This is a genomic window from Paraplanobispora siamensis (assembly GCF_016863175.1).
In the GTDB taxonomy this organism is placed as follows: Bacteria; Actinomycetota; Actinomycetes; order Streptosporangiales; family Streptosporangiaceae; genus Planobispora; species Planobispora siamensis.
On record NZ_BOOJ01000018.1, the window covers coordinates 54,178 to 70,842 of the forward strand.

Sequence of the window (16,665 nt, forward strand, 5' to 3'; positions counted from 1 at the left end):
CGGGGGCCGGGCCGCTCACCGGGAGTCGCTCACCGGGAGTCGCTCACCGGGAGTCGCTCACCAGGGACCGTAGGGACCCGAGCTGCCGCCGCCCTTGCCGATCTCGCGCACCGCGGGCCGTACGTCCGCCAGGTAGATGCCGGAGGCGATCACCGACGCGATCGTGAAGATGCTCAGCGCGTACAGGTAGCCCACCGCCGCGGCGAACGCGAACAGCGTGGCGAACCCCAGGATGAGCATCCACAGTTTCTTGCTCAGCTTGCCGGTGACCGCGAAGGACCGCGCGGGGGTGCGGAGCGCGTGCACGAGCGCCCAGACCGACATGGCGAACGCGCCGAGGGCGAGGACCCAGAAAATCAGGTCCAGCAGGCTGTGGATCTGGAACATCGTCACTCCAACACGCTGGCCTTACCGATACCTCCCAGCCTAGGCGATGTCGCGCTTGCTTAGGTAAGGCATCTCATCCGGCTGCGCCGGACGGGCTGGAGGGGCGGGCCGGGGCCGGCGGGAGGCGGGGAGGCGGCCGGGGGAGGAGGAGGGCGGGGCGGAAGACGGGAAAGACCCGCCCCGGAGTGCCGGGACGGGTCTTTCCTCTCGGGACGTGTCAGCCTCGGAGCGTCAGGCCTTCGCGGGGGCCTTGGGCGCGCGGGTGTTCTTCTTGGGGGCGGGGGCGGCGGCGATCGCGGGCTCGGCGGCCTCGGAGACCTCCTCCAGCTCCAGGGCGGCCTCGCCGCTCACCTTGGAGACGACCTTGCGGCCCCGGTTGGCGAACTCGTCGTAGAGCTCGACGGCCCTGGCGGTCAGCTGGTCGGCGTAGCCGCGGGCCTTCTCCGGCAGGTCCTTGGCGTAGACCTCGGCCCGGTCGCCGAACTGCTTGGCGTAGCCCTCGGCCCGGTCGGCGATCTGCCTGGCCTTCTCGGGCAGGTCCTTGGCGGCCTCGCGGAACTCCTCGCGGCGGCCCTGCAGCTTCTGGATCTGCTCGGGCAGCTCGCGCAGCTTCTCCACCGCGAAGTCACCGGCGCCGGCGACGGCGTAGAAGGGCTTGGAGTCGGTGAACTTCTTGACTTCGGTGGCGAGGGTCATGATGGGTTAACCTTCCTTCGTTTCCGGGGTGACGTGACCGTTGACCGAGGACGCCGTGTAGGGCTTCAACGCGGCGGTGAACTCCTCGGGCAGCGGCGACTCGTCGTCCGGCGAGGATCCGGCGTCACTCTCGTGGGGCTCCGGCGAGGGAGGCGCGTTCTTGGCGGTGCGCGCATCCTCCTCCGGGGCCCCGACCCGGTTCTCCTTGCGGAACGACTCGTAGATGTCGATCAGCACCTGGCGTTGCCGCTCGGTGATGAAGTTGTCGGCCCTGATCGCGGCCAGGACATCGCTGTCCGGCTCGCGGTCCTCGATGAGACCGGCCTGGACGTACAGCGCCTGCGCGGAGATGTGCAGACCCTTGGCGATCTGGTTGAGGATCTCCGCGCTGGGCTTGCGCAGCCCGCGCTCGATCTGGCTGAGATAGGGGTTGGAGACCCCGGCCGCGGCGGCCAGCTGACGCAGCGAGATCTTCGCCTGCGTGCGCTGCTCGCGGATGTACTCACCGATCGAGCCGACCTTCGGTAGTGCCATGTCTCAAGTCTGCATCATGCTGCTTGCAATTGCAAACGCACTGGCTAACGCCTGCAAGCACTCTGCCCGTCAGTGAGGCATCACCCAGAGCAGCGGGGCGGAGGCGGTCAGGGCCATGGAGAAGGTCACGATGCCGTAGCGCACCCGGCGGGGAAGCCGGGGACCCGGCGTGACCAGGCGCTCGACCCTGGCCATCACGGCGGCGGTGGCGCCGGCGGTGGCGCCAAGGGCGCCGTGCGGGGTGGGGATGGCCCCGGCGGTGCCGAAGCGGAGCAGGGCGGTGGCCAGGCGGCGCGGCGAGCAGTAGCGGCGCGCGGCGTCGTCGGCGGCCATCTCCACCAGGAGACCGACCTCGCGCTGGGCGTCCTCGACCGTGCGGGACCAGGGCAGGGCCCTGCGCAGCGCGGCGAACGGCAGCAGCACCAGGTCGTGCCGCTCGCGGACGTGGGCGGCCTCGTGGGCCAGCACCGCGGTCAGCTCCGCCGGGGAGAGCAGTTTCAGGGTGCCCCGGCTGATCACGACCTGGGAGCGCAGGCCGGGCACGCAGTAGGCGGCCGCGGCCGGGTGATCGACCACCCGCACGCCGGGGACCTCGGGGTCGTCGCTGGAGATGAGGGCCAGCAGGGTGCGGTGGCGGCGCCGGGCGCGGAAGGTCTGGACGCCCGCGGTCAGGAGCACCACGATCAGCACGGTGAGCGCGGTCAGCCCGGCGATCAGGGCGAAGATCCTCGGCAGGTCGTACGGCCCGGGCGGGCCGTACCCGCCGGAGAGCGCGGAGGCGGCGAAGACACGCAGGCCGCCCAGCACCCCTGCCCCGTAGGGCTCCAGGGCGTAGGCGAGGAGCGTTCCCGTCCCGGCCAGGCCCCAGGTCACCCCCAGCGCCTGCCACAGGACGATGGCCACGTGAGGGGCCCGGTAGGTCCAGCGGGCCCGGGTCAGCCGCCAGGCTCCGACCGCGCAGACCGAGGCGAGGAACGCCAGGGCCGCCGCGGTGATCACTCTTCCTCCAGCTCCGTCAGGGCTCTCCGCAGGATCTCGGCTTCGGGGCCGGAGACGGCCTGGGCGAAGCGAGTGAGGGCGGCCGACCGGTCTCCGGTCAGGTCGAGCGCCTCCAGCATAAGCTCGGCGATGTATGCGTCGCGGCTTTCGGCCGGTTCGTACCGCCATGCGCGTCCGTCGCGGCTGCGGATCAGGAAGCCCTTGCGGGTCAGCCGGTCGAGCACCGTCATCACCGTCGTGGGCGCGAGGTCGCGGTCGGCGATGAGACGCCCGACCTCGCGGGCCGTCACAGCCGAGGGCTGCGCCCAGATGACGTCCATGATGCTGCGCTCAAGCTCACCGAGACCCTTCACACCCATAAGCCTAACTCCGGCACCACGAGGGGTAGTACTACGGGTTGTCGAGTTGGGCCCCGCCCGGCGGTCCGGCGGTATCTACGCGGTCTCCGGGGCCGGGGCGACCGCCTGCCAGGGGACGGTCACCTCGCCCAGCCGCCACCGGGAACGCCCGCCCAGCCGGGGATGGCGGGGGACCGGCCAGGTCGAGGCGAGCATCTCGACCGCGGCGATCCAGCGCTGCCGTACGCCGTGGGGGGCCAGCGGGGCGCTGACGGCCCAGGCGTGGTCGAAGTCACGCAGGAAGGCGTGGATCGGCTCGCCGGGCACGTTGCGGTGGATGAGCGTCTTGGGCAGGCGCTCAGCCAGGTCGGAGGGGCGCTCGAAGGCGTCGAAGCGGGCCGACAGGGTCAGCGTGCGGGGCCCGGAGGCGTCCAGCCCGGCCCAGACGGCCCGGTGCCCGACCTCCGAGCAGGTCCCCTCCACGATCACCCCGCCGAGCGCCAGCCGGGACCTGAGCAGGTCCCAGTAGTGCCAGGCCTGCGCCTCGCCGTACTGCCGCAGCACGTTGAAGGCCCGCACCAGCAGCGGCGGCCGGTCCACCGGCAGCTCGAACCCGCCCAGCCGGAACGACAGGCCCGGCACCTCGTACGGCCTGGCGGCCGCCACCCTGGCCGGGTCGATCTCGATCCCGACGACCTCGGCGTCCGGCCGGAGGCGGCGGATCCGCAGGAACAGCTCCAGCGTCGTGATGTGCGAGGCGCCGTAGCCGAGGTCCACGATCAGCGGCCGGTCGGCGGAACGCAGCAGCGGCCCGTACGTGGAGACGATCCAGCGGTCGGACCGCCGGAGCCGGTTGTGGCCGGTGGTCCCCCTGGTGATCTCGCCGACCGGCCTCCTGGAACGCACCCCACCATTGTCGGCGGCCCGCTCACCTCCCGGGACCACCCGCGCGGCGCTCCCGGCCCGCTCGCGCCCCCGTCAGGAGGTGACGCGGTGGACCTTGTGCTGGGCCGCCTGGGCGCGCGGGCGGATGACGAGGCGGTCGATGTTCACGTGGGCGGGACGGGTCACGCACCAGGCGATGGCGTCGGCCACGTCGTCGGCGGAGAGCGGGTCGGGGACGCCCTCGTAGACCTTCCCGGCCCGGTCGGCGTCACCGCGGAAGCGGTTCAGCGAGAACTCCTCGGTGTGCACCATGCCGGGCGCGACCTCGACGACGCGGACCGGCTCGCCGCACAGCTCCAGCCGGAGCACCTCGGTCATCGAGGTCTGCGCGTGCTTGGCGGCGTTGTAGCCGCCCCCGCCCTCGTAGGAGACCAGCCCGGCCACCGAGGTCAGCATCACCAGCACCCCGTCGCCGGAGGCGATGAGGCCGGGCAGCAGCGCCTGGGTGACCCGGAGCGAGCCGAGCACGTTGGTGTCGTACATCCGCTGCCAGTCGGCCACGTCCCCGGTGGCCACCGGCTCCAGGCCGATCGCGCCGCCGGCGTTGTTGACCAGCACGTCGCAGCGGTCCAGCGAGCCGGCCAGCTCCCGCACCGACTCCTCGGAGGTCACGTCCAGGGTCACCGGGCGGATGCCGGGCACCTCGGCGGCCAGCTTGTCCAACCGGTCCCGGCGACGCGCGGCCGCGACCACGTCGAAGCCCTCGGCGGCCAGCCGGCGCGCGGTCGCCTCGCCGATCCCGCTGCTGGCACCCGTCACCACAGCTGTCTTCTTCATGGCTCGCCATCCTGCCAGGACCCCGCAGGCTGTCCCCTGCGGGGCCATATGTCGGGAATGTCGCTACGGGATGGGTGGTTGTAACCGTCTCGGAGGTGGTGTCGGTGAAGCGACGACGGGTCAACCGGGTCGCGACGATCAGCATGCACACGTCTCCCCTGGACCAGCCGGGGACCGGGGACGCGGGCGGGATGAACGTCTACATCGTGGAGTCGGCCAGGCGCCTGGCGCAGCTGGGGATGGAGGTCGAGATCTTCACCAGGCAGACGGCGCGCGACCTGCCGCCGGTGGCTGAGATCGCCGACGGCGTCTCCGTCAGGCACGTCACCGCGGGGCCGTACGAGGAGCTCGACAAGGGCGACCTGCCGGGCCAGCTGTGCGCCTTCCTGTCGGGGGTGCTGCGCACCGAGGCCATGTACGACCCGGGCCGCTACGACGTCATCCACTCCCACTACTGGCTCTCCGGCCAGGTGGGCTGGCTGGCCAAGGAGCGCTGGGGCGTCCCGCTGGTGCACACCATGCACACCATGGCCAAGGTCAAGAACCTGCTGCTGGCCGAGGACGACAAGCCCGAGCCCACCGCCCGCGTGCTGGGCGAGGAGCAGGTCGTCGAGATCGCCGACCGGCTGGTGGCGAACACGCCGACCGAGGCCCGGGAGCTCATCGACCTGTACGGCGCCGCCCCCGACCGCGTCGAGGTCGTCAACCCCGGGGTGAACCTCACGGTCTTCCAGCCCGCCTCGAAGGGCGCGGCCCGGCACCGGCTGGGGCTTCCGCAGGACGCCCACGTGCTGCTGTTCGTGGGGCGGGTGCAGCCGCTCAAGGCCCCGGACGTGCTGCTGCGCGCCGCCGCCCGGATGCTCGTCGACGACCCCTCGCTCCGGTCGAGGCTGGTCGTCGCCTGCGTGGGCGGGCCCAGCGGCAACGGCCTGGCCCGGCCCTCCTACCTGACCGACCTGGCCGTCCACCTCGGCATCTCCGACGTGGTCAGGATCGTGCCCCCGGCCCCCCAGCACGAGCTGGCCGACTGGTACCGCGCGGCCGACGTGACCGTCGTCCCCTCGCACAACGAGTCGTTCGGCCTGGTCGCCCTGGAGTCCCAGGCCTGCGGCACCCCGGTGGCCGCCGCCTCCGTGGGCGGCCTGCGCACCGCCGTACGCGACGGTGTGTCGGGGCTGCTCGTCGAGGGGCACGACCCGCACGACTGGGCCCAGGTCCTGAAGAGGTTCGTGAGCGAGCCCCGCTGGCGCGACGAGCTGGCGGCCGGAGCCGTCGTCCAGGCGGCCGCCTTCGGCTGGTCGGCCACCGCCGCCCGCCTGGCGGACGTCTACGCCGGGGCGATGGCGAACCTGCACCGGGCTCCGGTCGCGGTGAGCTCGTAGGGTGAACCCCATGCGCGACGTGATCGAGGCGGCGCTCAAGGGCGCCGAAGTCTCCTACGAGGAGCCCCGGCCGGGGGCCTTCCTGGTGAAGCTCCCCGGCCAGCACAAGCTCGCCACCATGACCTGGCTGATCGTCGGTGACCAGGCGCTGCACGTGGAGGCCTTCTTCTGCCGCCAGCCCGACGAGAACCACGCCGAGTTCTACCGCTGGCTGCTCACCAAGAACGGCTCCATGTACGGCGTGCACTTCGCCCTGGACCCGGTCGGCGACGTCTATCTGGTGGGCCGCGTCCCGCTGGCGGCGGTGTCGGAGGAGGAGATCGACCGGCTGCTCGGCTGCGTCCTGACCTACTCCGACGAGGGCTTCGACCGGGCGCTGGAGCTGGGCTTCGCCTCCTCCATCCGCAAGGAGTGGGAGTGGCGGGCCAAGCGCGGCGAGTCCCTCGCCAATCTGCGCGCCTTCGCCCGCTTCGCCGATCCCGAGGCGGGCGGCGCCTGATCCGGCTCGCTCGCTAGGCTTGGCGTATGGCGACTTTGGTGCTGCTTCGGCACGGCGAGAGCGAGTGGAATGCCAAGGGCTTGTTCACCGGCTGGGTGGACGCGGGGCTCTCGGCCAAGGGCGAGGAGGAGGCGCGCCGCGGCGGGCGGCTGCTGCTGGAGGCGGGGTTGCGGCCCGACGTGGTGCACACCTCGCTGCTGACCCGCGCGATCCAGACGGCGAACCTCGCCCTGAGCGAGGCCGACATGCTCTGGCTGCCGGTCACCCGGTCCTGGCGGCTCAACGAGCGTCACTACGGCGCGCTCCAGGGCAAGAACAAGGCGCAGACCCGCGAGCAGTTCGGTGACGAGCAGTTCATGCTCTGGCGCCGTTCCTACGACGTCCCGCCGCCGCCGATCGAGGACGACGACGAGTTCTCCCAGGCGGGCGACGCCCGTTACGGGCTGCTGCCCAAGGAGCTCATGCCGCGGACGGAGTGCCTGAAGGACGTCGTCGAGCGCATGCTCCCGTACTGGTACGACAGCATCGTCCCCGACCTCGCGGCGGGCCGGACCGTCCTGGTCGCCGCCCACGGCAACTCGCTGCGCGCCCTCGTCAAGCACCTCGACGGGATCGGCGACGACGAGATCGCCGGCCTCAACATCCCCACCGGCATCCCGCTCGTCTACGAGCTGGACGACGACTTCCACCCGCTGGCCAAGGGCGGCCTCTACCTCGACCCGGAGGCCGCCAAGGCCGCCATCGAGGCCGTGGCCAACCAGGGCAAGTAACCCCGGAAGCCCGAGAGGGCGCCCTTCCCCCGGGAAGGACGTCCTCTTTCCGCTCTCTTCCGTTCTGCCGAGCCGATCAGGCCGTCCCCGGGACACTCTGCGGAGCACGGCCATCAGCACGCGAGCCGGTGACGAGGTAGACCACGTCGCGGGCGACGCGCACCGCGTGGTCGGCGTAGCGCTCGTAGTAGCGGCCGATCAGCGTCACGTCGATGGCCGGCTCGACGCCGTACTTCCAGTCGCTCGCCAGCAGGGCCTTGAAGAGCTTGCGGTGGAGCTTGTCCATCGCGTCGTCGTCGTGCTCCAGTTCCAGGGCCGACTCCACGTCGCGGGAGGCGACGCAGCTGCCGGCCTTGGTGACCAGGCGCTCGGCGATCTGGCCCATCTCCAGGATGGTCACACGCAGCTCCGGCGGGATCGCCGAGTCCGGGTGGCGCAGCCGCGCCACCTTGGCCACGTGCTCGGCCAGGTCGCCCATGCGCTCCAGGTCGCCGCCCATCCGCAGGGCGGTGATGACCATACGCAGGTCCACGGCCACCGGCTGCTGCCTGGCCATCAGGTCGAAGATCGACGTCTCGATCTCGGTGAAGATCCGGTCCACCTCCGCGTCCCGGGAGATGACGCTCTCCGCGAGTTCCAGGTCGGCGTCGAGCAGGGCGGTGGTGGCACGGGAGATCGCCGACCGCACCAGCCTGGTCATCTCGACCAGTCTGACGGTGAGGGCGTCGAGCTCCTCGTGATAAGCGTCACGCATGAGTGTCACCGTACGCGCGCGTCAGTGAACGAACCCCGACCAAAAAGTGAACTTTGCGGGAAAGGCCATGACCAGGCCTCCGTGCGCCGTCTTGATGGGCAAAAGCCGCGCTTACCATCGAGAACGTGACGCCGACAGGAGGACCATGTGAGTGAACTGATGGCGAGTCTGGCCGCGCTGGCCGGTTTCGTCGTGGGAGCGCTGGCCGTGATGGTCGTCCGCCAGACCACCGCGCAACCGCGGATGACGATCCCGGTCGAGGATCTCGAGCCCGGGGCGCTTCCCCAGGGCGTCGCCTCCGTGCTCGCCGTCCTGCCGTCCTCGGCCGTCGTGCTCGACAGGGAGGACCGGGTGCTGCGGGCCAGTTCGGCCGCGCGGGCCTTCGGCCTCGTCAAGGGCGACCGCCTGGTGACGGCCGAGCTCCTGGCGATGGCCAGGCAGGTGCGCAGGGACGGTGAGATCCGCGAGAGCGAGATCGACGTGCCCGGCCACAAGTTCGGCCAGGAGTCGACCAACTTCGCGGTCCGGGTCGCCCCGCTGGGCTCCTACGGCCAGGTGCTCGTCCTCGCCGAGGACCAGACCGAGTACTACCGCGTCGAGGCGGTGCGCCGCGACTTCGTGGCCAACGTCAGCCACGAGCTCAAGACGCCCGTCGGGGCGCTGAGCCTGCTGGCCGAGACGATCCAGGACGCCGCCGACGACCCGGAGGCGGTCACCCGCTTCGCCGGTCGCATGCAGCACGAGGCCGCCCGGCTGACCTACCTGGTCCAGGACCTCATCACCCTGTCCCGGATCCAGGGCGCCGAGCCCATCCCCACCCCGTGCCCCGTCCCGATCGACGAGGCGGTGCACGACGCCATCGACCGCTGCAACACCACCGCGGCGGCCAAGGACATCGCTCTGGTCGCCGGCGGCGCCGAGGGCCTGCAGGTCTGGGGTGACGAGGAGCTCCTGGTCACCGCGCTGCGCAACCTCATCGACAACGCCGTCGCCTACAGCCCCGAGCACACCCGGGTCGTGATCAGCGCCAGGCCCGCGGGCGACTCCGTCGAGATCAGCGTCAACGACCAGGGGATCGGCATCCCGGAGAGCGCCCAGGAGCGGATCTTCGAGCGGTTCTTCCGCGTCGACACCGCCCGTTCCCGCGCCACCGGCGGCACCGGTCTCGGCCTGGCCATCGTCAAGCACGTCGCCGCGGCCCACAACGGCACGGTCACGGTATGGAGCAAGGAAGGCTCCGGCTCCACCTTCACTCTCCGCCTGCCCGCCTTCGGCGGCGTGGCGGTACCCGCAAAACCCAGCACCACGACCCCCCTGGAGGCCGCGCAGTGACCCGCGTACTCGTTGTCGAGGACGAGGAATCGTTCTCCGACGCCCTGTCGTACATGCTGCGCAAGGAAGGATTCGAGGTCGCGGTCGCGGCCACGGGGCCCGACGCGCTGGAGACCTTCGACCGCAGCGGCGCCGACCTGGTGCTGCTCGACCTGATGCTCCCCGGCCTGCCCGGAACCGAGGTCTGCCGTTCCCTGCGGCAGCGCTCCAACGTGCCCGTCATCATGCTGACCGCCAAGGACAGCGAGATCGACAAGGTCGTCGGCCTGGAGCTCGGCGCCGACGACTACGTCACCAAGCCGTTCTCCTCCCGCGAACTGGTCGCCCGCATCCGCGCGGTGCTGCGCCGCCAGGGCGACGTGGAGGAGCCGGGTACGGCCGTGCTGACCGTCGGGCCGGTCCGGATGGACGTGGACCGGCACATCGTCGCGGTCCGCGGCGAGCAGGTGCAGCTCCCGCTGAAGGAGTTCGAGCTGCTGGAGATGCTGCTGCGCAACGCCGGCCGGGTGCTCACCCGGGGCCAGCTCATCGACCGCGTCTGGGGCGCCGACTACGTGGGCGACACCAAGACCCTGGACGTCCACGTCAAGCGGCTGCGCGCCAAGGTGGAGGCCGACCCCTCCGACCCGCGCTGCATCCTCACCGTCCGGGGCCTGGGCTACAAGTTCGACCCCGTGGAGGAGTGACCCTCCCCGTCGCGCAGAGGGGGTGTACGGCTCGCGTGAGCCGTACACCCCCTCGTCCGTTCCGCGGTCAGTGGCCGCCCGCGCCCTCCGTGTCCGTGGCGGAGGGGGTCGGCGACGGCGTGGGAGCCGGCGAGGCGCCCGACGGGGACGGCAGAGCCGTGAACTCCCGGCTGCGCGTGATCACCGGGACCTCGATCGTGACGACGCCGGCCTTCTGGAACTGCAGCTGCACCTTGAGGGACTCACCACCCTTGAAGGGCTTCTTCAGCTGCTCAATCATGATCGTCGGAGTGGGCCGGCCGACGATCGCGGCCTTGCCGACGGGCAGCGGGACGGGCGCGGTCACCTTGGCGGTGCCCACCGAGGGGTCGACGCCCAGGCCGATGAGCTGGTCGTCCTCCCGGCCGTTGTTCACGATGTAGAGGTGGAGCGGCATGGACGCGCCCGCCGGCAGGGACCCGCCGGAGTCGGGGCCGAGGAAGTACGCCTGGGGAATGGCCAGGTGCCTGTTCTCGTCCACGATCTTGACGCTGAGGGCCTCGGTCGGGGCGTACGGCTGAATGGTGATCGCGTCGAATCCGGCGCCGCAGCCCGCCAGGACAGGGGCGGCTGCGAGGAACGCGGCGGCGGCGATCGCCCGGTGACGGCTGATGCGGGTCACGGTGCGAGTTCTCCTTGTCACACTAGAGATATGGCAGCGCCAACCCTATCTGTGGACTTTCCCGGGTTTTCGGGCGACCCGCCTGATCACGACGGGAGATGGAGCCCAGGTCATCAACGTTTTTTACCTGTCGATTCACAGAGTCGAGCAGTTGTCAAGACTCAAAACGCGGCTTTGACCTGCAGTTATGGTGATTTCACTGTTCCGGGAGCCTGTGGATACGTGGTACTCTGGAGTACAGCGGAAGGGGTACTTGTCACATGACTTTCCAGGTCGGCGACACTGTCGTCTACCCCCACCACGGGGCTGCTCGGATCGAGGCGATCACGACCCGAACCATCAAGGGTGAGGAAAGGACCTACCTGGTTCTCAAGGTCGACAAGGGCGACCTTACCGTCCAGGTGCCGGCGGACAACGCCGAACTCGTGGGAGTTCGCGACGTCGTCGGCCAGGAGGGCCTTGAGCGCGTCTTCGACGTGCTTCGTATGCCTCACACCGAAGAGCCCACGAACTGGTCCCGCCGCTACAAGGCCAACCTTGAGAAGCTGGCGTCCGGCGACGTCAACAAGGTGGCCGAGGTCGTTCGCGACCTGTGGCGACGAGACAAGGAGCGCGGACTCTCCGCCGGCGAGAAGCGCATGCTCGCCAAGGCGCGGCAGATCCTGGTCAGCGAGCTCGCCCTCGCCGAGAAGACCAATGAGGACAAGGCCGAGGCCCTGCTGGACGAGGTTCTCAACTCCTGAACACGACATTTCCAAGGGTGGGCGTCGGAGTCGACGTCCACCCTTTCGCATCCGGGCGACCGCTGCACCTGGCGGGCCTGCACTGGCCGGGCGAGACCGGCCTGGCCGGGCACTCCGACGGCGACGCCGCCGCGCACGCCGCGTGTGACGCGCTGCTGTCCGCGGCCGGCCTCGGCGACCTCGGAGGGCTGTTCGGCACCTCCGATCCCCGCTGGGCCGGTGCCTCGGGCGTCTCCCTGCTGGAGGAGACCGCGCGGCAGGTCCGTGCGGTCGGCTTCGAGATCGGCAACGTGGCGGTCCAAGTGATCGGGAACCGGCCCAAGCTGGCGCCGCGCCGTACGGAGGCCGAGAAGGTCCTCAGTGCGGCCGTGGGCGCCCCTGTGAGCGTCAGCGCCACGACGACCGACGGTCTCGGTCTCACCGGCCGGGGCGAGGGTGTGGCGGCGATCGCCACCGCGATCGTGGTGAACCTGATTCAAGACCCGCGCGTCTCTTAGAAGGGACGCGCGAGCGCTCCTGCGGCCGGTGAGTAGAACCTGCCGGAACATCCCAGAGGGCGGCCCGTTTCCTGGCGCGGTACGGGCCGCCCCTTTTTCGATGGATGATCTATGAATGTCCTGGGTAACCCCTTATTAACCATGTCTCGTAACGGGGGGGAGCCGGACATGTTGGGCTCGATCATTTCCGCGATCGTCATCGGCGCCATCGTCGGTGCACTGGCGCGACTCGTCATTCCGGGCAGGCAGAGCATCAGCATCGCGCTCACGCTCATCGTCGGTATCGCGGCGGCACTCATCGGCACGCTCATCGCGGGGGCCATGGGCTTCGCCAACACCGGGGGGATCGACTGGTGGGAGCACATCCTCCAGCTCGCGCTAGCGGTGGTCGGCGTTCTGCTCGTCACCCAGATGCGGCCCGGCAGGACCGGGAGGGCCGATCACATGTGATCTGACATGGAATTTTTCCTTTCACAGGAATAACCCTGACCCACGGGGTAGCGACCTTTCCGTGAGAGTGAAAGTCTCACCCTCACGGGGAGGTTGATATGACCATCGCGTCCATTCTCGGAGCCATCGTCATCGGCGCCATCGTCGGCGCTGTCGGCCGCCTTCTGCTTCCCGGCAGGCAGCCGATCGGATGGGTTCTGACCATCGTCGTCGGAATCGTCGCCGCGCTCATCGGTACCGCCATCGCCCAGGGCCTCGGCGTCGCCACCACGGACGGCATCGACTGGATCGAACTTGTGATGCAGGTCGTGCTCGCCGTCGTCGGTGTCGGCCTGGTCGCCGGGCTTCGCCGGTCCAGGGTCTAGCGACACCGCCGCATATAACCACTAACCACCGGTGACTTCACCGAGGCCGTACTGGGCACTCTCCGGCCCGGAGATGCTCGTGGTGACACCCGAGATGTCGCCGTCATCCAGGAAGACCCGCTCGGTCCCACAATCCGGCAGGCCGGGCGGGTCGCGGCCGTCCCACGCCGGTGCCGGCGACGCGCCGCACCGGCCGGGACCGGTCCCCGCGGGGACCGGAGGTGAGCAGATCGCCGGTCCGCAGCGGGGCGCCGCTCACTGTGTGTGGGCGAGAAGCTGCGGGCCGGTCCAATATTCAGGTATTCGGGGGAGGAAGGGCGGCCAGGACGGGATCCGGCCGTTCGCCTCTCTCCCACGGGACGACCACCGGTCGCCGTGATGCCGGTCGCAGTGACATCGGACGGATGCCCGCCGCGCCGACGCCGGCCGGACACCCGCCACTGCGATGCCGGAGGACACCCGCCGCTACAGGCGGCAGGCGCCGCGACAGGCGGCAGCAGGACTGCGCTGACCGGCCGGACGCCGGCCGCGCAGTAGAACGACGGATCCCGCGGCGGATCTCCTCGAAGCGGATCTCAGCGGGCGGGAACACACCCTGGACCAGGGCCGGCTCCTCCAAGGCCCCGGAGCCGGCCCCATGGGTCCAGGCTTTCGACGTTCCGCCTCCATCGATCCGGGCCCTGACGTTCCGCCCGGAACCAGCAGAACCCGGTTTCCTGTCCGGGCTTCTCCCTGCTTCCCCCGCCCCGGTTTCTTCCTGGCCCGGCCTCCCGGGCGCGTCACTCCTCCGGAGGGACGGGAGTGCTCCGCATGCGGCCCGAGGGCGGGGCGGCGTCGTCGGTGTACGGCCTGCGCCGCTCGGAGGCCTCCTCATGGCCGGCGCTCTCCTCCGGGCCGGCGGTCTCCTCCAGGTCCGCGGCCTCGGAGCCGTGGGCCGGGTCGGGGGAGCTGTCCGCGCCGTGGGCCGGGTCGGGGGAGCTGTCCGCCGCCATGACCCTGAACGGCTGGGTGACCTCGCCGCGCTCGCCGGCGGAGGCCCCCGGCTCGGGGTGGTCGCCGGTCTCCGCGGGGACGTCCCAGGTCTCCACCCGCTCACTGACCCGCCCGGCGGGCTCGGGCTCCCCGGCCGCGTGGCGGGGCGGGTGCACGAGCAGGTCGGCGCGGACGGGACGCGTCAGGTCGCCCCAGCGCACCGGCCTGTCCAGCGGGTCCTGCTCGCCGGCGGGGGCGGGTACGGCGGGCCGTACGGGCTCCTCGGCGGGAGCGGCGGCGGGGGCCTCCTCGGGAGAGGAAGCGGTGGGGTTCTGGGCGGAATCCTGGGCGGGGGCCTTCTGGAACGGGGCCTTCTGGAACGGGGCCTCCCGGGCAGGGATCTCTCGGGTGGGGACTTCTTGGGCGGGGATCTCTTGGCGGGGGATCGACGGGGGCGGGGGGATCTGGTCGACCTCGGGCGTCTCCGGGGCGGGGGTCGGGCCGACCACGGGAACCGCGGGCAGGTCCTGGTGGGGGGCGGACTCCAGCGGCGGGGCCGCCTGCGGGTCGAGCCCCGTCTCCGCCGGGGGATGCGAGACCGGAGGGTGCGCGGCCGGGTGGGCCGGGCGGGCGGGGTACTCCGCCGTCGGCAGGTCCGACTCGGGGAAGGGCACGATGTCGTGACCGTGCCCGGCGGCCCGGGAGTCCATCGCGGCCCGCCGCGCGTGGGCGTGCTTGATCAGCAGCAGCCAGAGCCACAGCGCGACCGCCAGCATCACCCACGGGGCGACGGCGACCACGATGGCGGCCTGCCGTACGTCCACCGTGGCCCGCATGGCCGTGGTCACCTCGACGGTCACCACGGCGGCGAGCAGGAGCACCAGGACGAGACCCGCCTGCAGGCGGGCGGGCCAGCGCCCGCCGCGCAGCAGCAGGACGCTGATCATCGTGACGGCGAGCAGCGCGTCGAAGCCCGCGGGGTAGAGGTAGGCCAGGTCGGGCCGGGCCTCTCCGAGGATGGCGAGGTCGCGCAGGTCCTCGAAGGAGAGCACGCAGGCCGCGCCGGTGAGGGCGGCGACGCCGACTCCGGCGAGGGCGATGCCCGCGTTGCGCAGGGCGGTGGAGGCCCGGCTGCGCTCGGCGGGGGCGGGCGGGGCTGAGGACGGGCGGGAGACGGAGTCTGCCGCCGCGGGGGATTTCACGTCCATGGCGGTTTCGAGCGTACAGAATCGGAAGACGGCATGATCGGCGTAAGGCGCCTCCCACGGTGCGTGTCGGGATGATGTGCGCCGCATGTGGGTCGATGTGGCAAAGGCCGTGGACGGTGATTCTTCGCCGGGCGTTGGGGACATCCCTACCTTGAGGCCATAAGACCGTTATGACCGCAAAAGGCGGCACCGAGTGGCTTCAAGGTCCGATAACCCGGCCTGTGAGGCGAGGTGAGGCGTTAGCCTTGCCATCGTGAGTCTGCGCCTATATGACACCAGCACACGTACGGTCCGCGAGTTCGTTCCGGTGGAGCCCGGCCGGGCGTCGATCTACCTGTGTGGTGCCACCGTCCAGGCTCCGCCGCACATCGGTCACATCCGCTCCGGCGTCAACTTCGACGTGCTCCGGCGCTGGATGACCCGCTCCGGCTACGACGTCACGTTCTGCCGGAACGTCACCGACATCGACGACAAGATCATCCGGGTCGCGGCCGAGGAGGGCGTGCCCTGGTTCGTGATCGCCGAGCGCAACCAGCGCGCCTTCACCTGGGCCTACCAGGTGCTCGGCTGCCTGCCGCCGACCGTCGAGCCGCGCGCCACCGGCCACGTCCCCGAGATGATCGAGCTGATGGAGCGGCTGATCGCGGCCGGCCACGCCTACGCCGCCGACGGGGACGTCTACTTCGACGTCGTCTCCTACGCCGACAGGTACGGCTCGCTGTCCAACCAGAAGCTGGAGAACATGCGGGCGGCCGGTGACACCGACACCGACACGGCCAAGCGCGACCCGCGCGACTTCGCGCTCTGGAAGGGCGAGAAGCCCGGCGAGCCGACCTGGCCGACCCCGTGGGGCCGCGGCCGTCCCGGCTGGCACCTGGAGTGCTCGGCCATGGCGACCAAGTATCTCGGGCCCACCTTCGACATCCACGGCGGCGGCGTCGACCTGATCTTCCCGCACCACGAGAACGAGCTGACCCAGTCGCAGGCGGCCGGTGACGGCTTCGCGCGCTACTGGATGCACAACGGCATGCTCAAGATCGGCGCGGAGAAGATGAGCAAGTCGCTCGGCAACTCCCTGCTGATCCCCGAGGTGACCAAGAAGGTCCGCCCGGTCGAGCTGCGCTACTACCTCGCCGCCCCGCACTACCGCTCGGCGATCGACTACTCCGAGGAGGCGCTGTTCGAGGCCGCCGCGGCCTACCAGCGCATCGAGGGCTTCGTCACCCGGGCCGCCGAGGTGATCCACGACGTGGACGCCCACGCCCCGCTGCCCCAGGCGTTCACCGACGCCCTCGACGACGACCTCGGCACGCCCCAGGCGCTGGCCGTGGTGCACGAGGTCGTCCGCGAGGGCAACGTCGCGCTCGCCCAGGGCAACAAGGAGCAGGTCGCCAGGCTCCTGGCCGAGACGCAGAACATGCTCGACGTGCTCGGCCTGGACCCGCGCTCGGAGCAGTGGCGTTCCTCCGGCGGCGACTCCGGGCTGCGCGCCACGGTCGACTCCCTGGTCGCCGTGGCCCTGGAGCAGCGTCAGGCGGCCCGCGCCCGAAAGGACTTCGCCGCGGCCGACGCCATCCGCGACCAGCTCGCCCAGGCCGGGATCACCGTGGAGGACACCCCCCAGGGACCGCGCTGGGAACTGTCACGGTAGTCGCAGGCCGTACCCTAGA

20 protein-coding genes are annotated in these 16,665 nt (G+C 71.0%); 10 read left to right on the forward strand and 10 right to left on the reverse strand.

Translation table 11 applies throughout. The features are described from left to right. Positions 1-57: 57 nt before the first annotated feature. The 7 genes from Psi01_RS09285 to Psi01_RS09315 form a co-directional block, all read right to left on the reverse strand. A complete protein-coding gene (locus Psi01_RS09285) occupies positions 58-387 on the reverse strand; it encodes a DUF2516 family protein (RefSeq protein ID WP_204063542.1) in 330 nt (109 codons plus the stop codon). A gap of 231 nt (positions 388-618) precedes the next feature. Then, positions 619-1,083, reverse strand: coding sequence for a hypothetical protein (locus Psi01_RS09290; protein ID WP_204063543.1), 465 nt, complete (start codon positions 1,081-1,083; stop codon positions 619-621). Positions 1,084-1,089: 6 nt separating this feature from the next. Then, on the reverse strand, positions 1,090-1,617 hold the full coding sequence (locus Psi01_RS44060; RefSeq protein ID WP_204063544.1) for a helix-turn-helix domain-containing protein: 528 nt from the start codon (positions 1,615-1,617) through the stop codon (positions 1,090-1,092). Positions 1,618-1,686: 69 nt separating this feature from the next. After that, a complete protein-coding gene (locus tag Psi01_RS09300) occupies positions 1,687-2,616 on the reverse strand; it encodes a M56 family metallopeptidase (protein WP_204063545.1) in 930 nt (309 codons plus the stop codon). Continuing rightward, complete coding sequence (locus Psi01_RS09305; RefSeq protein ID WP_275423605.1) at positions 2,613-2,969, reverse strand: BlaI/MecI/CopY family transcriptional regulator; 357 nt, start codon at positions 2,967-2,969, stop codon at positions 2,613-2,615. Before Psi01_RS09305 ends, Psi01_RS09300 begins: the two co-directional genes overlap by 4 nt. An 81-nt stretch (positions 2,970-3,050) precedes the next feature. Next, entirely contained in the window at positions 3,051-3,860 is an 810-nt protein-coding gene (locus Psi01_RS09310) for a class I SAM-dependent methyltransferase (protein WP_204063546.1), read from the reverse strand. Between the two features lie 72 nt (positions 3,861-3,932). After that, positions 3,933-4,676: an SDR family NAD(P)-dependent oxidoreductase gene (locus Psi01_RS09315; protein ID WP_204063547.1), complete on the reverse strand. Its 744-nt coding sequence runs from the start codon at positions 4,674-4,676 to the stop codon at positions 3,933-3,935. 98 nt (positions 4,677-4,774) lie between these two features. Here Psi01_RS09315 and mshA point away from each other — a divergent pair, with 98 nt between their 5' ends. From mshA to Psi01_RS09330, 3 genes are read left to right on the forward strand one after another with little or no spacing between them, the layout of a single operon-like run. Further along, positions 4,775-6,058, forward strand: coding sequence for a D-inositol-3-phosphate glycosyltransferase (mshA, locus tag Psi01_RS09320; RefSeq protein ID WP_275424509.1), 1,284 nt, complete (start codon positions 4,775-4,777; stop codon positions 6,056-6,058). 10 nt (positions 6,059-6,068) lie between these two features. Then, on the forward strand, positions 6,069-6,557 hold the full coding sequence (locus Psi01_RS09325) for a type III secretion system chaperone family protein (RefSeq protein ID WP_204063549.1): 489 nt from the start codon (positions 6,069-6,071) through the stop codon (positions 6,555-6,557). Between the two features lie 26 nt (positions 6,558-6,583). Then, the gene (locus Psi01_RS09330) at positions 6,584-7,327 is read left to right on the forward strand and encodes a phosphoglyceromutase (RefSeq protein ID WP_204063550.1); all 744 of its coding nucleotides are present in this window, start codon (positions 6,584-6,586) and stop codon (positions 7,325-7,327) included. Positions 7,328-7,403: 76 nt separating this feature from the next. Here Psi01_RS09330 and phoU read toward each other — a convergent pair whose 3' ends face one another. Further along, a complete protein-coding gene (phoU, locus tag Psi01_RS09335; RefSeq protein WP_204063551.1) occupies positions 7,404-8,081 on the reverse strand; it encodes a phosphate signaling complex protein PhoU in 678 nt (225 codons plus the stop codon). Positions 8,082-8,240: 159 nt separating this feature from the next. On the opposite strand from phoU, the gene Psi01_RS09340 reads away from it, so the two are divergent. Beyond that, positions 8,241-9,413, forward strand: a complete 1,173-nt coding sequence (locus tag Psi01_RS09340; RefSeq protein ID WP_204063642.1) for a sensor histidine kinase — start codon at positions 8,241-8,243, stop codon at positions 9,411-9,413. Further along, positions 9,410-10,099 carry a response regulator gene (locus Psi01_RS09345; RefSeq protein ID WP_204063552.1) on the forward strand — a complete coding sequence of 230 codons (690 nt, stop codon included), beginning with the start codon at positions 9,410-9,412 and terminating at the stop codon, positions 10,097-10,099. Before Psi01_RS09340 ends, Psi01_RS09345 begins: the two co-directional genes overlap by 4 nt. 67 nt (positions 10,100-10,166) lie before the next feature. Here the strand turns inward: Psi01_RS09345 and Psi01_RS09350 are convergent, their stop codons facing one another. Further along, entirely contained in the window at positions 10,167-10,760 is a 594-nt protein-coding gene (locus Psi01_RS09350; RefSeq protein ID WP_204063553.1) for a copper chaperone PCu(A)C domain-containing protein, read from the reverse strand. Positions 10,761-11,020: 260 nt separating this feature from the next. Between Psi01_RS09350 and Psi01_RS09355 the strand changes: the two genes are divergently transcribed. The 4 genes from Psi01_RS09355 (at position 11,021) to Psi01_RS09370 (ending at position 12,815) form a co-directional block, all read left to right on the forward strand. Further along, positions 11,021-11,503: a CarD family transcriptional regulator gene (locus Psi01_RS09355; protein ID WP_012887713.1), complete on the forward strand. Its 483-nt coding sequence runs from the start codon at positions 11,021-11,023 to the stop codon at positions 11,501-11,503. A gap of 17 nt (positions 11,504-11,520) precedes the next feature. Continuing rightward, on the forward strand, positions 11,521-12,000 hold the full coding sequence (gene ispF, locus Psi01_RS09360; protein WP_204063554.1) for a 2-C-methyl-D-erythritol 2,4-cyclodiphosphate synthase: 480 nt from the start codon (positions 11,521-11,523) through the stop codon (positions 11,998-12,000). Between the two features lie 168 nt (positions 12,001-12,168). Next, positions 12,169-12,450 (forward strand): GlsB/YeaQ/YmgE family stress response membrane protein, encoded by a 282-nt coding sequence (locus tag Psi01_RS09365; RefSeq protein WP_203877251.1) that lies wholly within the window; start codon positions 12,169-12,171, stop codon positions 12,448-12,450. Between the two features lie 98 nt (positions 12,451-12,548). Beyond that, positions 12,549-12,815: a GlsB/YeaQ/YmgE family stress response membrane protein gene (locus Psi01_RS09370; protein WP_204063555.1), complete on the forward strand. Its 267-nt coding sequence runs from the start codon at positions 12,549-12,551 to the stop codon at positions 12,813-12,815. 779 nt (positions 12,816-13,594) lie between these two features. Here Psi01_RS09370 and Psi01_RS44065 read toward each other — a convergent pair. Then, positions 13,595-14,995 (reverse strand): DUF2637 domain-containing protein, encoded by a 1,401-nt coding sequence (locus Psi01_RS44065; RefSeq protein ID WP_204063556.1) that lies wholly within the window; start codon positions 14,993-14,995, stop codon positions 13,595-13,597. Positions 14,996-15,248: 253 nt separating this feature from the next. Here Psi01_RS44065 and cysS point away from each other — a divergent pair, with 253 nt between their 5' ends. After that, the gene (gene cysS / locus Psi01_RS09380) at positions 15,249-16,646 is read left to right on the forward strand and encodes a cysteine--tRNA ligase (protein ID WP_204063557.1); all 1,398 of its coding nucleotides are present in this window, start codon (positions 15,249-15,251) and stop codon (positions 16,644-16,646) included. Positions 16,647-16,665 lie beyond the last annotated feature (19 nt).

Bases quoted from the DNA above. Each gene is read 5' to 3' on its own strand.
- Psi01_RS09285 (WP_204063542.1), bottom strand. From the start codon at position 387: ATGTTCCAGATCCACAGCCTGCTGGACCTGATTTTCTGGGTCCTCGCC.
- Psi01_RS09290 (WP_204063543.1), bottom strand. From the start codon at position 1,083: ATGACCCTCGCCACCGAAGTCAAGAAGTTCACCGACTCCAAGCCCTTC.
- Psi01_RS44060 (WP_204063544.1), bottom strand. From the start codon at position 1,617: ATGGCACTACCGAAGGTCGGCTCGATCGGTGAGTACATCCGCGAGCAG.
- Psi01_RS09315 (WP_204063547.1), bottom strand. From the start codon at position 4,676: ATGAAGAAGACAGCTGTGGTGACGGGTGCCAGCAGCGGGATCGGCGAG.
- Psi01_RS09325 (WP_204063549.1), top strand. From the start codon at position 6,069: ATGCGCGACGTGATCGAGGCGGCGCTCAAGGGCGCCGAAGTCTCCTAC.
- Psi01_RS09330 (WP_204063550.1), top strand. From the start codon at position 6,584: ATGGCGACTTTGGTGCTGCTTCGGCACGGCGAGAGCGAGTGGAATGCC.
- phoU (WP_204063551.1), bottom strand. From the start codon at position 8,081: ATGCGTGACGCTTATCACGAGGAGCTCGACGCCCTCACCGTCAGACTG.
- Psi01_RS09340 (WP_204063642.1), top strand. From the start codon at position 8,241: ATGGCGAGTCTGGCCGCGCTGGCCGGTTTCGTCGTGGGAGCGCTGGCC.
- Psi01_RS09355 (WP_012887713.1), top strand. From the start codon at position 11,021: ATGACTTTCCAGGTCGGCGACACTGTCGTCTACCCCCACCACGGGGCT.
- Psi01_RS09365 (WP_203877251.1), top strand. From the start codon at position 12,169: ATGTTGGGCTCGATCATTTCCGCGATCGTCATCGGCGCCATCGTCGGT.
- Psi01_RS09370 (WP_204063555.1), top strand. From the start codon at position 12,549: ATGACCATCGCGTCCATTCTCGGAGCCATCGTCATCGGCGCCATCGTC.
- Psi01_RS44065 (WP_204063556.1), bottom strand. From the start codon at position 14,995: ATGGACGTGAAATCCCCCGCGGCGGCAGACTCCGTCTCCCGCCCGTCC.